The sequence below is a fragment of the Microbacterium sp. LBN7 genome, assembly GCF_045690345.1.
GTDB lineage: Bacteria > Actinomycetota > Actinomycetes > Actinomycetales > Microbacteriaceae > Microbacterium.
Map to the genome: position 1 here is coordinate 2,869,294 of NZ_CP147856.1, position 12,707 is coordinate 2,882,000.

Sequence of the window (12,707 nt, forward strand, 5' to 3'; positions counted from 1 at the left end):
CGCCGCGGACAGAGGCTGAGGACCAGCCGGAGGCGGAACCCCCGTCCCCGGTGCTGAGTCATACCCGGCATCCATCGCCGGTGACCTCCACCTCCGATCGACTCGCCCGCTGCGGCGACCACTCCGAAAGCACCTCTCTCATGCGTCCCATCGACGAGCGCGCCATCCGCGCCTCCTTCATCAACGCCTCCCGCAAGGAGGTCTCCGACCTCCACCTCCCCGCCGACTTCGCGGACATCGACTTCGACAAGCTCGACTACCTCGGCTGGACCGATCCGAAGATGCCGCGCCGCGCCTACGTCGTGGCCTGGATCGACGATGCTCCCGTCGGCGTCGTGCTGCAGCGCGCCGAGCAGCGCGTGCTCGCCCGCGCGCAGTGCTCCTGGTGCGAGGACGTCACGCTCCGCAACGACGTGCAGCTGTTCGTGGCACGCAAGGCGGGCGCGGCCGGTCGCAAGGGCGACACCGTCGGCAACCTCGCGTGCGCGGAGTTCGGATGCTCCCGCAACGTGCGGGTCCTGCCCCCGCTGGCGTACCAGGGCTACGACCGCGAGCTCGCGCGCGAGATGCGCATCCTGCGCCTGCAGGAGCACGTCACAGGGTTCCTGCGCGAGGTCGCGGGGACGATGGCCTAGGCGATCTCGAACGTCGCCACCGTCTCCTCGTCATCGCAGGCGCCGCCGACCCAGAGGCGGAATCCGCCGGGCTCGACCCGGCGGATTCCGTCGAGGCCGGAGCCGATCGAGCAGACGCACGTGACCCTTCCGACGCGGCTCGTGGTCAGGGCGACGACGGCGCGTCCCGCCGGGTGACCGCCCGGACGTGCTCCCACGCGGGCTCGGCAAGGCCGACCGACAGCCGGGCGAACTCGTCGAAGCTGCGGCGCGCCGGCCAGTCCGACGGCAGCATCGACGGCGGCAGGCCGGGGTCGGTGTACGGCAGCACGCGCCAGCGGTCGATCAGCCGCACGTACGCCGCGAAGGGTTCGGCGGGAAGGGCCGCGAGCGAGTCCTGGAAGGCGAGGTGCTCGGCGCGCAGCGCCTCGAGATCCCACCAGTGCGCCGCGGCGTCGATCAGCGAGCCGGCAGGCAGCGGGTCGGACGCCCGGAACAGGGTGGTCCAGGGGCGGGCACCGAGGTCGTCGAGGATCTCGAGCACCTCGTCCTGGAGGTGTCCCGGGCAGATCCAGAGGGCGGGTGACACGTTGCCGGCGCCGATCCACTGCAGCCGGCGGCGCAGCTGGTGACGCACGCTGCGGGCGCTCTCGGGGACCGAGAACGACACGAGGCACCAGGTGTCGGCATCCGTCATCTCGCGCATCTCGAAGATGCGACGGTCACCGCGCTCCAGCATCCCGACGGCAGCCGGGTTCAGGCGGTACCCGATCGTCTCGGAGCGCTCCGGGACGAGGAGGCCCTTCTGCTTCAGCCGCGTGATGCCGGTCCGTGCCTGTGCGGCGGGGATGCCGAGATCGCCCGCGAGCGCGACAAGGTCGGCGGCCGAGATCTCTCCGCCCAGCGGCCGCAGGTAGAGCCCGATCAGCGTGCGCAGCAGCGACGCGGTGCTTCCGGGTCGCGCATCGATGTCGTCCAGCACGGCCGGGCTCCCCGAGCCCGCCTGGGTCCCTGAGCCTCCCTGGGTCCCTGAGCCTCCCTGGGTCTCTGAGCCTCCCGGGCTCCCCGAGCCCGCCTGGGTCCCTGAGCCTCCCTGGGTCCCTGAGCCTGTCGAAGGGTCAGCGTCCATCGGACTTCAGGGCGTCGCGCACGGCGAGGATGCCCGTCACCGTCTCGACGTGCGACGTGCTCAGCGGCGAGAGCCCGAGGCGGATGCCGTCGGGGAAGCGGAAGTCGGGGATGATCCCGTCCTCCCACAGGCGCCGGGTGACCTCGCGGAAGTCGGGGTGGCCGATCGTCACGTGGCCGCCGCGGAGCTGCGGATCGCGCGGGCTGAGCAGGCGCACGTCGAGGGGGGCGAGGACCTCGTCGTAGGCCTGCACCGCGAGCTCGGTCAGCGATGTCGACTTCGCCCGCACCTCAGCGATCGTCGCCTGCTCGATGAGGTCGAGCATCCCCTGCATCGCGAGCATGGACGTCACCGGCGGAGTGCCGCTGAGCAGCTGCCGGATGTCGCCTGCCGGGGCGTACTCGGGACCCATCGCGAAGATGTCGGCCGCACTCCACCACCCCTGGATGGGCTGGCGCAGCACGCCCTGCAGGTCGTGGCGGAGGTACGCGAACGCGGGGGAGCCGGGTCCGCCGTTGAGGTACTTGTACGTGCACCCCACGGCCATGTCGACCCCCCAGGCGTCGAGCTGCATCGGGACGACACCGGCGGAATGGCACAGGTCCCACATCATCAGCGCGCCCGACTCGTGCACGGCCGCCGTGATCGCCTCCATGTCGGCGAGGGCGCCCGAGCGGTAGTCCACGTGGCTGAGCGAGACGAGCGCGGTGCGCTCCGACACCGCGTGGTGCACGTCGGCCACGGTCACACCCCGCACCGGGTCGGGGTCGAGCCAGCGCAGCGTCATGCCGGCCTCGGCTGCCACGCCTTCGGCGAGGAAGCGGTCGGTCGGGAAGTTGCCCGCCTCGATGACGAGCTCGGTCCGCGCAGGCGCGCCGTTCGTGCCCTGACGCCCATCCGTCGATCCCTGAGCTCGCCCCGTCGATCCCTGAGCGTGTCGAAGGGCGGCGCGCATGAGCTTGTAGATGAGCACGCTGGTCGAGTCGGCGACGACGGTCTGTCCGGCCGCGGCGCCCAGGGCGACGCGGCCGATGCGGTCGCCGAGCTCCATCGGCAGGTCCATCCACTGCTCGTCCCACGAGCGGATCAGTCGCGTGCCCCAGTCCTCGCGCACGAACGTCGCGAGCTTCTCGGGGATGTCGCGCAGCGGGCGGCCGAGCGAGTTGCCGTCGAGGTACGCCGTGACGCCGGGGGCGTCGAGGAACGCATCGAGGTGCGCACCGAGCGGGTCGGCGGCATCGAGGGCGCGGGCGGTGTCGAGGAGGTCGGTCATGTCACACCTTCAGATCGGCGGGGGTGAGGCGGCGGGCGCGGAGCGGGTCCGCGTCGCCGCGGAGGAAGAGGAGGACGGATGCCGGGTCGCGCGGGTCGGCCGGAGCGAGCGCGCGGACGAGGGCGAGGCCGTCGATGCCCGCCTCCCGGAGTGCAGCGACCTCGCCGGGATGCAGGTCGACGGGCGTCGGACCGTTGCCCATGTCCGTGCCGTAGAGCACGGTTCCGCCCGCGGCGTGGAAGCGTCGGACGTTGTCGATCGCCGTCGCCCGCTCGGGGTCGTCGTGGATCGCGAGCGTCGAGATCCAGCGGACGGATGCCGCCTGCACCGCGATCTCCTCGTCGGAGAGCCGCTCGGAGAAAGGGGCGTGGGCGAGCGCGGCGGCACCGAGTCGGGCCGCCCGCTGCGCCTCGCCGGGGCCCTGCGCGTGCACGACGACGGGGAGGTCGCGCGCGGCGGCGAGCTCGATGATCGTGCGGAGCAGGTCATCGTCGAACACGGGACCGGCATCGCTGTTGCTCGCGACCTTGATGCGGGTGGCGCCGGCATCCGCCATCTCCGCGACGGCCGCGGCGGCGTCGTCGGTGCTCGCGATCTCGCGGAAGGAACCGCTCGGCGCCCAGTCGCGGTCGGACGGGTATCCGCCCGGCGGGGTGAGAAAGGCGCCGGCGAACTCGATGACGGTCGAGGTGCGCGCGACGCGCGGGCGTTTCGTCTCGTCGCTGCGCTCCTCGCTCAACGACCGGTCGTTGAGCGAGCGAAGCGAGACGAAACGCGCCGACAGGTCACCGAGCACCGTCACATTCCCGCCCAGATCCACGACGCGACCCAGCACCGAATCCGCCAGCAGGTCGACGTCGACGAGCTCCAGGTGCACGTGGTGGTCGGTGAATCCGCCGACGATGACGCCGTCGAGGCGCGGCAGGTCCGCCGGCAGCGCGACTTCGCGCAGCAGCATCTGTCCGTCGTCGTCGGCCTCGACGACGCCCTCGCGCCATCCTTCGCCGTCGAAGAAGGTGACGGCGAACATCAGCCGCCGATCTCGGTGCGCACGGTGTACAGCTCGGGGAAGAACGTGAGATCCAGTGCGCGCTGCAGGAATCCCACCCCGCTCGATCCGCCGGTGCCGACCTTCATTCCGATCGTCCGGGCGACGGTCTTGAGGTGGCGGAAGCGCCAGAACTGGAAGTTGTCCTCGAGGTCGACGAGGTCTTCGCACGCCTCGTAAAGATCCCAGTTCTGCTGGTGGTTCTGGTAGATCTCGCGGATGGCCGGCACGAGCTCCGGGGTCTCGCGGTAGGGCTCGCGAACATCGCGCTCGAGGATCGAGGCGGGCACGGGCAGTCCACGCCGCGAGGCATAGCGGAGGAACTCGTCGTACAGGGTCGGCTTCTCCCACTCGGCCGTCAGCAGCGCGAGATTGGCGGGATGATCGGCGAAGACCTGCAGCATCTTCTCGTTCTTGTTGCCGAGGGCGAACTCCACCGCGCGGTACTGCACCGACTGGAAGCCGGACGAGTTGCCCAGCGCCCCGCGGAACTGCGCGTACTCGGTCGGCGTGAGCGTCGCCAGGATCGCCCACTGCTGCGTCATGACGTCCTGGATCCTCTTCACGCGCGCGACCCGCTTCAGCGCCTCGCGGAGGTCGTCGCTCGCGAGCAGCTCACGGGCCGAGGAGAGCTCGTGCAGCAGCTGCTTGAGCCAGAGCTCCGTGGTCTGGTGCTGGATGATGAACAGCATCTCGTCGTGGTGCTGCGGGGCGCTGACCGGATGCTGCGCCGTGAGCAGCTGATCGAGCCCGAGGTACGACCCGTAGGTCATCTTTCCCGACAGGTCCGTGACGATGCCGGACTCCAGGGTGCGCTCGTTCTCGGTGCTCATGACCCCGAACATATCACTTCTGTGGCGAACGTCATAGATATGAAATGCTGGCGCGACGGTGGAATTTCACAACTGGACCGTACCAATTGTTTCGAGGAGGTTACATTTTGTCGTCATGGTTGCTATGGTCTGGCATAGTCGAACCACCACTGGACCGTACCACTTGGAGGAATGATGCAGAAGAACCGAGCACTGACGCTGGGCGCAATCGCTGTGTCCGCAGCGCTGCTGGCCGGCTGCTCGACGGGATCGGGCGGCTCCGGCGGCTCCGACGGCTCGGGCGAGGGCACCGTGAAGCTCGTCGCCTGGCCGGGCCCGGAGGGCGATGCGATGGCCGAGGTCGTCGACGCCTACAACGCCGGGCAGGGCAAGGAGGACGGCGTCGAGGTCGAGGTGACCCTGCTCTCACGGCAGGACACGTTCTCGAAGGAGACGGCGCTCATGGCATCGAAGTCCTCCGACGTCGACATCTACTGGACGGCGTCGTACAACGTCGGGCAGTTCGCTCCGTCGCTCGAACCCCTCACCGACATCGACACGTCCGCATACTTCCCGGTCGCCGCCGAGGGGCTCACGTACGAGGGCGAGCTCTATGCTCTTCCGCTCGACGTGAGCAATCACTTCCTCCTCTACCGGAAGGACCTCATCGACGCGCTGCTCAGCGACCCGGCCGCGCAGGCCGAGTACGAGAAGATCAGCGAGACGGTGCTCGGCGAGGCGCGCGCCCCGAAGGACCCGAGCGAGTGGGACCTCGACGACTTCAAGGTCGCCGCCGCCTACTTCTCGCAGAGCACGAACCCCGATTCGCCCACCGAGTACGGCACGATCCTGCAGGCCAAGAACCTGCTGTACAACACGATGATCTGGAACGACGTGCTGTGGGGCTACGGCGGCAACTGGGAAGAGGACGGCAAGGCCGCCCTCACGAGCGACGCCGCGAAGAAGGCCGTCCAGCTCTACGCAGACATCTATGAGAACAAGTGGACGTCGCCGGACAGCGCGCAGGCCGAGTTCCCGGAGACCCAGGCGGCCCTGCAGTCGGGTGACACCGCTTTCGCGATCCAGTGGTCTGCGGCGTTCGCGGCACTCAACGACCCGGAGCAGTCGCCCGACGTCGCCGGCAAGATCGCCATCGCTCCCGTGCCGGGCGGGCAGACGCACGTGCACGCGCTCGCCGTCTCGCTGAACAAGTACAGCGAGAACAAGGATGCTGCGAAGAAGTTCCTCTCGTTCCTCGCCACCACCGATGCGATGACGCAGTACGCCGAGGCGGGCGGGATTCCGGCGATGCCCGAGGTGCTCGAGGCCAAGGCCGACATCAACCCCGCGTTCACGCAGGTCTCCGACAGCATCTCGGAGTACGGCTTCTCGGAGCCGGTGTTCCCGCAGACCTTCCAGGCCTACAGCAAGCTGGCCGAGGATCTGAGCGGAGCGTGGGTCGGTCAGACCGACGTCGATGAGGCGCTCGAGACCGCAAACGCCAACCTGCAGGAGCTGCTGGACCGCTAGCGACTCCGGGGCGGGCCAGCGCGGCCCGCCCCGGAGCACCCTGCACATCGCACGACAGACCGGATGGACGCCATGCCCCACACCGTCGAACGCGCCAAGACCATCGCCGCGGAGAGACACAAGAGGACGTTCGCGGCGACCGTTCTCAGCCTTCCCCTGATCCTCTTCGCGGCCGTCTTCGTGCTCTACCCGCTCGCATCGGGCGCGCTGACCGCGTTCCAGAGCAGCACTCTGCTCGACCAGTCCAACGAGCTGAACGGCATCGACAACTTCGTGTCGCTGTTCCGCAGCGACGGCTTCGCCAAGGCGGCCGGTTTCACGGTCGGCTTCTCCGCGATCGTCGTCGCCCTCGAGATGGTCCTCGGCTTCGCGCTCGCCCTGGTCATGAACCGCGCGTTCCCCGGCAAGAAGCTCTTCTTCACGTTGCTGCTGCTGCCGATCATGATCGCGCCCGCCCTGCTCGGTGTGATGTTCCGGCTTCTGCTCAACGGCGACATCGGTGCCCTGCCCACGCTGCTGGAGAGCGTCGGCCTGAGCGTGTCGCTGTTCTCGCCGGACTCGGTCGTCCCGCTGCTGGTCGTGCTCGACGTTCTCCAGTGGACGCCCTTCACGTTCCTGATCATCTACGCAGGACTCCAGTCCCTGCCCAAGGAGCTGCTCGAGGCGTCGGCGATGGACGGAGCCGGGTACTTCCGCTCCCTGTTCTCGGTCGTCGTCCCGGTGCTCAAGCCCGTGCTGTTCGCCGCGTTCTTCCTGCGCGCGATCGATGCGATCCGCACGTTCGACGTGATCTACGTGCTCACGGCGGGTGGTCCGGGCACGACGACCACCACTCTCAGCATCTTCATCTACAAGACCGCCTTCGAGGCCGGTGACTTCGGGAAGGCCGCCGCCGCGGCACTGGTCGTGCTGCTCTGCCTGATCCCGTTCGTGCCGTTCATCGTGCGACGCATCTCCTCGACCGGAATGGAGGCCAGGCGATGAGCACGACCGTCCGACCCTCGACAGCGCCCATCCGCCCGCGTGCGACACGGAAGCCCGCGGCATCCGGAAGGAAGTGGCTGTTCACCGCGCTCGCCGGAGTCGTCGCCCTGATCGTGAACGTGCCGCTGCTGAACGCGGCGCTGGTCAGCTTCAAGCCCGACGGCGAGATCGCGAAGAACCCCCTGGCGCCGCCGGCATCCCCCACTCTCGATCACTACGCGAACGTGCTCTACGCCTCGGGATACGACTTCCCGCGCTTCTTCCTGAACTCGGCGCTGATCGCGATCGGCACCGTCCTCGTCGTCCTGGTCATCGCGATCCCTGCGACGTACGCGATCGTGCGGCTCGGCTTCGGCGGACGGTGGATCATCAGCAGCGCATCCGGGCTGCGCCTGCTTCCCGCGATCTTCTTCGTGGTGCCGTTCTTCATCCTGTTCTCGACGCTGGGTCTGCAGGACACCATCCAGGGGCTGATCGCCGCGAACGCGTTCCTCAACCTCCCGCTCGCGATCATCCTGCTGTCGTCCGCCCTCGGAGACATCCCGCAGGAGATCGAGGAGGCGGCAGCGGTCGACGGCGCGAGCATCTACCGCACGCTGGGCTCGATCGTCCTGCCGCTGCTCGCTCCCACCGTGGTGGCGGTCGCCGTGCTCGTGTTCATCTTCAGCTGGAACGACTACCTCTTCGCACTGGTGCTGTCGACGTCGAACGCCACTCCGGTGACGCTCGGTGCGGCGAACTTCATCACCAGCACCGGCATCCGCTGGGGAGACATCTCCGCAGCCTCCGTGCTGTCGACGCTGCCGCCGCTGCTCTTCGCGGTGTTCGCCCAGCGATACCTTGTCAGTGGCCTGTCATCGGGGGCGGTCAAGGGATGATGCGGTCAGCTCAGGAAGGACCAGACCATGGCGCACAAGTATGAAGAGGTCGCTGCCAGCATCCGGGAGTCGATCGCGGAGTCCATGGCGCCGCACGACGCCCTGGCCTCCGAGCGTGAGCTCATGGCGATCCACGGGGTCAGTCGGATGACGGTGCGCAAGGCCATCGCGACGCTCGTCGAGGAGGGGCGGGTCTACAACGTCCACGGTTCGGGCACGTATGTCGGATCGGCCGACATCTTCTCCAAGACGCCGAAGCTGACCTCCTTCACAGAGGACATGATCAGCCGCGGAGCGGTCCCGTCATCCCGGGTTCTCGAGCTGGCCCGCATCGAAGCGCCCGAGAGCATCGCCGCCGCGCTCGGGCTCGCCCCGTCGGAGGAGACGACGCACATCCGGCGACTCCGACTCGCCGACGATGTGCCGATCGCGATCGAGGACGTCTACGTTCCGCGGCTGGTGCTCGATCTCGAGTCGCTGAACCTCGGTGCCTCGCTGTACGAGCAGCTGCGCCTCGCCGGACACGAGGTGTTCCGTGCCGAGCAGGAGATCAAGGCGATCACGCTGACGGCGCAGGAGAGCCGGCTCTTGGAAGTCGCGAAGGGCGAGGCGGCGCTGTCGGTCACCCGGGTCAGCTCCTCTCGCCGTGGTCATCTGATCGAGTTCGCCCGCACCATCTACCGCGCCGATCGCTACACGTTCCAGCTCGCCGTCACCCGGGACGACAAATGACATCCGCGCGCACGCAGAGAAGGCTCCCCATGCTCCACAGCCTCCGCGGCGGCCTCATCGTCTCGTGTCAGGCGTATCCCGGCGAACCGCTCCGGAACGCCGAGGCCATGGCGCGCATCGCGCAGTCGGCCGTGCTCGGGGGCGCCGTCGCGATCCGGGCGCAGGGGATCCAGGACATCCGCGCCATCGCCCAGAGCGTGACGGTGCCGCAGATCGGACTGTGGAAGGTGGGCGCGGACGGCGTCTTCATCACCCCGACGCTGGATCACGCGCTGGCGGTGGCGGATGCCGGTGCCGACATCGTCGCGATCGACGGCACCCGCCGCGAGCGTCCTGACGGCCTGACGCTCGCGGAGACGGTCCGGCAGATCAGGGACCGCACCGGGCTCCTGGTGATGGCGGATGCCGGCAGCGTCGACGACGCGGTGGCCGCCGAAGACGCCGGGGCCGACATCGTCGGCACGACCCTCTCCGGGTACACGGGGGAGCGTGCACGCACGGCGGGGCCGGACCTCGAGCTCGTCCATCTGCTCGCATCCCGCCTTTCCGTGCCGGTGTTCGCGGAGGGGCGCATCCACACCCCCGCCGAAGCTCGCGCCGCTCTGGACGCCGGTGCGTACTCCGTGGTCGTCGGCACGGCCATCACCCATCCGACGTCGATCACCTCGTGGTTCGTCCGGGCTCTGGACGACGAGCCGGCCCCCGCCCAGGGCGGCGTCGACCGGGTCGGCATCTGACCTCTCCGGTCCGACTCTCTCGAAAGGACGCAGAGCCATGGTCGCAGTCGCGGTGGACATCGGTCAGACGCAGGCGCGCATCCGCGTGCTGTCGGCGGCGGCACCCGAGCTGCAGCTCTCGGGATTCACGTACGGCGCGAACCTGCTCGCGGTGATCCCCGAGATCGTCGCCCAGGCAGCGAAGCACCTGCAGCTCGCGACCATCGACGCGATCGGCGTCGGGAGCACCGGACTGTACGGCAGCGTCCCGGCCATCGACGCGTTGGCCGAGGATCTGCATCGTCGGTACGGCGTGAAGCGGGTCGTGGTCGCCGACGACGCCGTCACCGCGTATCTCGGCGCCGTGGGCGCCGCTCCGGGAGTGGTCGTGGCCGCGGGCACCGGGATGGTCGGGCTCGGGCACGGCCCGAAGGGAACGGCGCGGGTCGACGGTGTGGGAGGGATGATCGGCGACGACGGCGCGGGCTGGTGGATCGGGCGACGCGGCCTGATCGCCGCGATCAGCGCCGCCGATGGTCGCCCGCACGCGTCCGACGATCTCCTGGATCGGCTGGAGGCGCGTTTCGGTCCTGTGGCGGAATTCGCCGCGACGGTCGCGGCGGACTCCTCGCCGGTCGCCGTCGTCGCGTCGTTCGCCAAGGATGTGGCGGATGCGGCGCGCGCCGGCGATGCAGTGGCGGCGCGTATCTGGACGGAAGCGGGGACGCACATCGGGGGCGTCGTCGTCGCCGCGGCCGAGCGCTCCGGTCTCGCCGACGGGTTCCGGTGGGCCCTCATCGGACGGTTGGGCGCCGCAAGCGATCTGCTCGAGGGCGGGTGGGCACAGATCCTCGGCGAGCGGTTCCCCGGCGCCACTCGGGTCGCGCCCCTCGGAGAGCCGCTGGCTGGCGTGGCACAGCTGCTCGACCTCGGTCCGGCGGACTTCGGTCCGCTCGTGCGCGAGGTCCGCATCCGCTGAATCGCGTCTCGGAAGAGTGCTCCGCCCGGCGCGCGTCAGAGATGCGAGATGCCGCGCTGATGCTTCTTCACGTACGCCCGCTCGCGGCGCGGACGGCTGTATTCGACGAAAGAACTGACCGCCCCTCCGATCAGCGCGTGGACGGCGGCACCCAGAGCGAAGAGGATCCCTCCCGCGACCGCGATGACGACGGGCAGCAGCGGGCCGAAGAGCAGCAAGTAGAAGATCACCCCGTTGTCCACGACCCCAGAGTAGAGCCCCTCCCGCAAAGGCTGCCTAGAGCCGCGGCGTCCGCGGGGGCGGCGTGCGCCGCGTGCCAGGGGCGCCGCTCGCCTCGAACGCCGCCGCCAGCTGCAGCAGCGCGGTGTCGTCGTAGGCGCGCCCGGCGAAGGTCAGTCCGATCGGCATGCCGATGTCGGCCATCAGTCCCATCGGCACCGTCACGGTCGGGATGCCGAGATGGCGCACCGCGAGGTTGCCGTTGGCGATCCAGGTGCCGTTGCGCCAGCCGAGATCCGCGGATGCCGGGCTGACGTCCATGTCTGCCGGGCCGACATCGGCGACGGCGGGGAAGACCACGGCGTCGAGGCCGAGGCCGTCCATCCATGCCTCGAGGTCGAGGCGACGGGTCTCCTCGAGACCGCGCAGTCCCTCGGCGAGCTCGGGCATGTCCTCGAACCTCGCGCCGGGGTTGTGGCGCACCCAGTCCGGGTACTCGGCGATGTCGTCGTCGAAACCGGTATACCGGTCGGGGAGTGCACCCTCCGGATGTGGCGAGATCGTCGCGCCGTCGACATCGGCGAGCGTGGTCAGCGCGGGGTCGCCGTTCGCCTGCAGGAAGTCATCCCAGCTCCAGGCCGACAGATCGACGATCTCCCGATGCAGGTACTCCGGCGACACCAGTCCGCGGGTCGCGAGTGTCGGCGCACCCGGTCGGTCGCCCTCGTAGTTCGACACGACCGGGAAGTCGACCTCGACGACGGTCGCCCCGGCGGCCTCGAGGTCTCGGCGGGCGGCCTCCCACTGCGCGATCACCGAGTCCCGCGTCTCGATGCGCTGCCCGGTCGGTCCGCCGATTCCCGGGATGTCGGCGGTGCCGGCATCCGGATCGGCGTTGATGTACATCGTCGGGATCCCGATGCGGATGCCGTCGAGCGAGGCGCCTTCGGCCAGCGCCGGGTACGAGGGCGGGCGCACGGCGGATGCCGCCGGCAGCTCGACCCACGGCTGCGCGCGCCAGAAGTCGCCCCGGGTCTCGGCGTCGTCGGCGACGATCACGTCGAGCACTTCGAGGAGGTCGGCCATGGTGCGCGCGTGCGGGACGACGACGTCCATCGTGGGGACGAGCGGCCAGTTGCCGCGGGTCGAGATCACGCCGCGCGAGGGCGTGTAGGCGCAGAGCGCGTTGTTGGTCGCGGGTCCTCGGCCGCTCGACCAGGTCTCCTCGCCGAGGCCGAAGGCGGCGAAGCTCGCGGCGGTCGCTGTGCCCGATCCGTTCGACGAGCCGGAGGCGAACGGCGCGGTGAGGAAGTCGCCGTTGTACGGGCTCTCGGCCCGGCCGTAGACGCCGCGCTGCATCCCGCCGTTGGCCATCGGGGGCATGTTCGTCAGCCCGAGGCAGATCGCGCCGCCCGCGCGCAGGCGCTCGATCGTGAAGGCGTCGCGCTGGGCCACGAGATCCGCGAACGCCGGGCTGCCGGCCGCCGCGGTGAGGCCCTCGACGAGATAGCTGTCCTTCGCCGTGTAGGGGATGCCGTCGAGCGGGCCGCGCGTCTCGCCGCGGGCTCGGCGGGCGTCGGATGCCGCGGCCTCGTCGCGCGCCGCGGGGTTCGCGACCACGACCGCGTTGAGGGCGGTGGCGGTCTCCGTCCCGTCGTACGCGGCGATGCGCGCGAGGTATGCGTCGACGAGCTCGACCGCGGTGGTCGCGCCGGAGTCGAGTGCACGGCGGAGGTCGGCGATCGTGGCTTCGGTGACGTCGATCATGAGAGGTCCTTCGGTGGTGGTGATTC

14 protein-coding genes are annotated in these 12,707 nt (G+C 69.7%); 7 read left to right on the forward strand and 7 right to left on the reverse strand.

All coding sequences use genetic code 11. The features are described 5' to 3' along the window. Nucleotides 1-80 precede the first annotated feature (80 nt). The gene (locus LBN7_RS13820; RefSeq protein WP_407359980.1) at nt 81-635 is read left to right on the forward strand and encodes an FBP domain-containing protein; all 555 of its coding nucleotides are present in this window, start codon (nt 81-83) and stop codon (nt 633-635) included. Here the strand turns inward: LBN7_RS13820 and LBN7_RS13825 are convergent. Genes LBN7_RS13825 through LBN7_RS13845 form a run of 5 tightly spaced genes read right to left on the reverse strand, consistent with a single transcriptional unit; the run spans nt 632 to nt 4,897 of the window. Then, a complete protein-coding gene (locus LBN7_RS13825; RefSeq protein WP_341947650.1) occupies nt 632-832 on the reverse strand; it encodes a hypothetical protein in 201 nt (66 codons plus the stop codon). The two genes, LBN7_RS13820 and LBN7_RS13825, sit on opposite strands and share 4 nt — an antisense overlap. After that, the gene (locus tag LBN7_RS13830; protein ID WP_407359981.1) at nt 781-1,743 is read right to left on the reverse strand and encodes a PaaX family transcriptional regulator C-terminal domain-containing protein; all 963 of its coding nucleotides are present in this window, start codon (nt 1,741-1,743) and stop codon (nt 781-783) included. The genes LBN7_RS13825 and LBN7_RS13830 overlap by 52 nt, the downstream gene beginning before the upstream one ends. Next, complete coding sequence (locus LBN7_RS13835) at nt 1,733-3,016, reverse strand: kynureninase (RefSeq protein WP_407359982.1); 1,284 nt, start codon at nt 3,014-3,016, stop codon at nt 1,733-1,735. Before LBN7_RS13835 ends, LBN7_RS13830 begins: the two co-directional genes overlap by 11 nt. 1 nt (nt 3,017) lies before the next feature. After that, nucleotides 3,018-4,046 (reverse strand): hydrolase, encoded by a 1,029-nt coding sequence (locus LBN7_RS13840; RefSeq protein WP_407359983.1) that lies wholly within the window; start codon nt 4,044-4,046, stop codon nt 3,018-3,020. Beyond that, on the reverse strand, nt 4,046-4,897 hold the full coding sequence (locus tag LBN7_RS13845) for a tryptophan 2,3-dioxygenase (RefSeq protein WP_407359984.1): 852 nt from the start codon (nt 4,895-4,897) through the stop codon (nt 4,046-4,048). Before LBN7_RS13845 ends, LBN7_RS13840 begins: the two co-directional genes overlap by 1 nt. A gap of 174 nt (nt 4,898-5,071) precedes the next feature. Here LBN7_RS13845 and LBN7_RS13850 point away from each other — a divergent pair, with 174 nt between their 5' ends. From LBN7_RS13850 to LBN7_RS13875, 6 genes are all read left to right on the forward strand, one after another. Further along, a complete protein-coding gene (locus LBN7_RS13850; RefSeq protein ID WP_407359985.1) occupies nt 5,072-6,406 on the forward strand; it encodes an extracellular solute-binding protein in 1,335 nt (444 codons plus the stop codon). A 72-nt stretch (nt 6,407-6,478) separates the two neighbouring features. Next, a complete protein-coding gene (locus LBN7_RS13855) occupies nt 6,479-7,390 on the forward strand; it encodes a carbohydrate ABC transporter permease (RefSeq protein WP_165808062.1) in 912 nt (303 codons plus the stop codon). Then, nucleotides 7,387-8,268, forward strand: coding sequence for a carbohydrate ABC transporter permease (locus LBN7_RS13860; RefSeq protein ID WP_407359986.1), 882 nt, complete (start codon nt 7,387-7,389; stop codon nt 8,266-8,268). Before LBN7_RS13855 ends, LBN7_RS13860 begins: the two co-directional genes overlap by 4 nt. A gap of 27 nt (nt 8,269-8,295) precedes the next feature. Further along, complete coding sequence (locus LBN7_RS13865) at nt 8,296-9,000, forward strand: GntR family transcriptional regulator (RefSeq protein WP_116635561.1); 705 nt, start codon at nt 8,296-8,298, stop codon at nt 8,998-9,000. Nucleotides 9,001-9,029: 29 nt separating this feature from the next. Then, complete coding sequence (locus LBN7_RS13870) at nt 9,030-9,737, forward strand: N-acetylmannosamine-6-phosphate 2-epimerase (RefSeq protein ID WP_407359987.1); 708 nt, start codon at nt 9,030-9,032, stop codon at nt 9,735-9,737. A 37-nt stretch (nt 9,738-9,774) separates the two neighbouring features. Then, complete coding sequence (locus LBN7_RS13875) at nt 9,775-10,695, forward strand: BadF/BadG/BcrA/BcrD ATPase family protein (protein WP_407359988.1); 921 nt, start codon at nt 9,775-9,777, stop codon at nt 10,693-10,695. A gap of 35 nt (nt 10,696-10,730) precedes the next feature. Here the strand turns inward: LBN7_RS13875 and LBN7_RS13880 are convergent, their stop codons facing one another. Then, complete coding sequence (locus LBN7_RS13880; RefSeq protein ID WP_116635564.1) at nt 10,731-10,937, reverse strand: hypothetical protein; 207 nt, start codon at nt 10,935-10,937, stop codon at nt 10,731-10,733. Between the two features lie 34 nt (nt 10,938-10,971). Then, nucleotides 10,972-12,681 carry an amidase gene (locus tag LBN7_RS13885; protein ID WP_407359989.1) on the reverse strand — a complete coding sequence of 570 codons (1,710 nt, stop codon included), beginning with the start codon at nt 12,679-12,681 and terminating at the stop codon, nt 10,972-10,974. Between the last annotated feature and the right edge of the window lie 26 nt (nt 12,682-12,707).

Excerpts from the sequence above, each read along its gene's own strand:
- LBN7_RS13830 (WP_407359981.1), bottom strand. The coding sequence starts at position 1,743 with ATGGACGCTGACCCTTCGACAGGCTCAGGGACCCAGGGAGGCTCAGGG.
- LBN7_RS13835 (WP_407359982.1), bottom strand. The coding sequence starts at position 3,016 with ATGACCGACCTCCTCGACACCGCCCGCGCCCTCGATGCCGCCGACCCG.
- LBN7_RS13840 (WP_407359983.1), bottom strand. The coding sequence starts at position 4,046 with ATGTTCGCCGTCACCTTCTTCGACGGCGAAGGATGGCGCGAGGGCGTC.
- LBN7_RS13845 (WP_407359984.1), bottom strand. The coding sequence starts at position 4,897 with ATGAGCACCGAGAACGAGCGCACCCTGGAGTCCGGCATCGTCACGGAC.
- LBN7_RS13850 (WP_407359985.1), top strand. The coding sequence starts at position 5,072 with ATGCAGAAGAACCGAGCACTGACGCTGGGCGCAATCGCTGTGTCCGCA.
- LBN7_RS13855 (WP_165808062.1), top strand. The coding sequence starts at position 6,479 with ATGCCCCACACCGTCGAACGCGCCAAGACCATCGCCGCGGAGAGACAC.
- LBN7_RS13860 (WP_407359986.1), top strand. The coding sequence starts at position 7,387 with ATGAGCACGACCGTCCGACCCTCGACAGCGCCCATCCGCCCGCGTGCG.
- LBN7_RS13865 (WP_116635561.1), top strand. The coding sequence starts at position 8,296 with ATGGCGCACAAGTATGAAGAGGTCGCTGCCAGCATCCGGGAGTCGATC.
- LBN7_RS13870 (WP_407359987.1), top strand. The coding sequence starts at position 9,030 with ATGCTCCACAGCCTCCGCGGCGGCCTCATCGTCTCGTGTCAGGCGTAT.
- LBN7_RS13875 (WP_407359988.1), top strand. The coding sequence starts at position 9,775 with ATGGTCGCAGTCGCGGTGGACATCGGTCAGACGCAGGCGCGCATCCGC.
- LBN7_RS13885 (WP_407359989.1), bottom strand. The coding sequence starts at position 12,681 with ATGATCGACGTCACCGAAGCCACGATCGCCGACCTCCGCCGTGCACTC.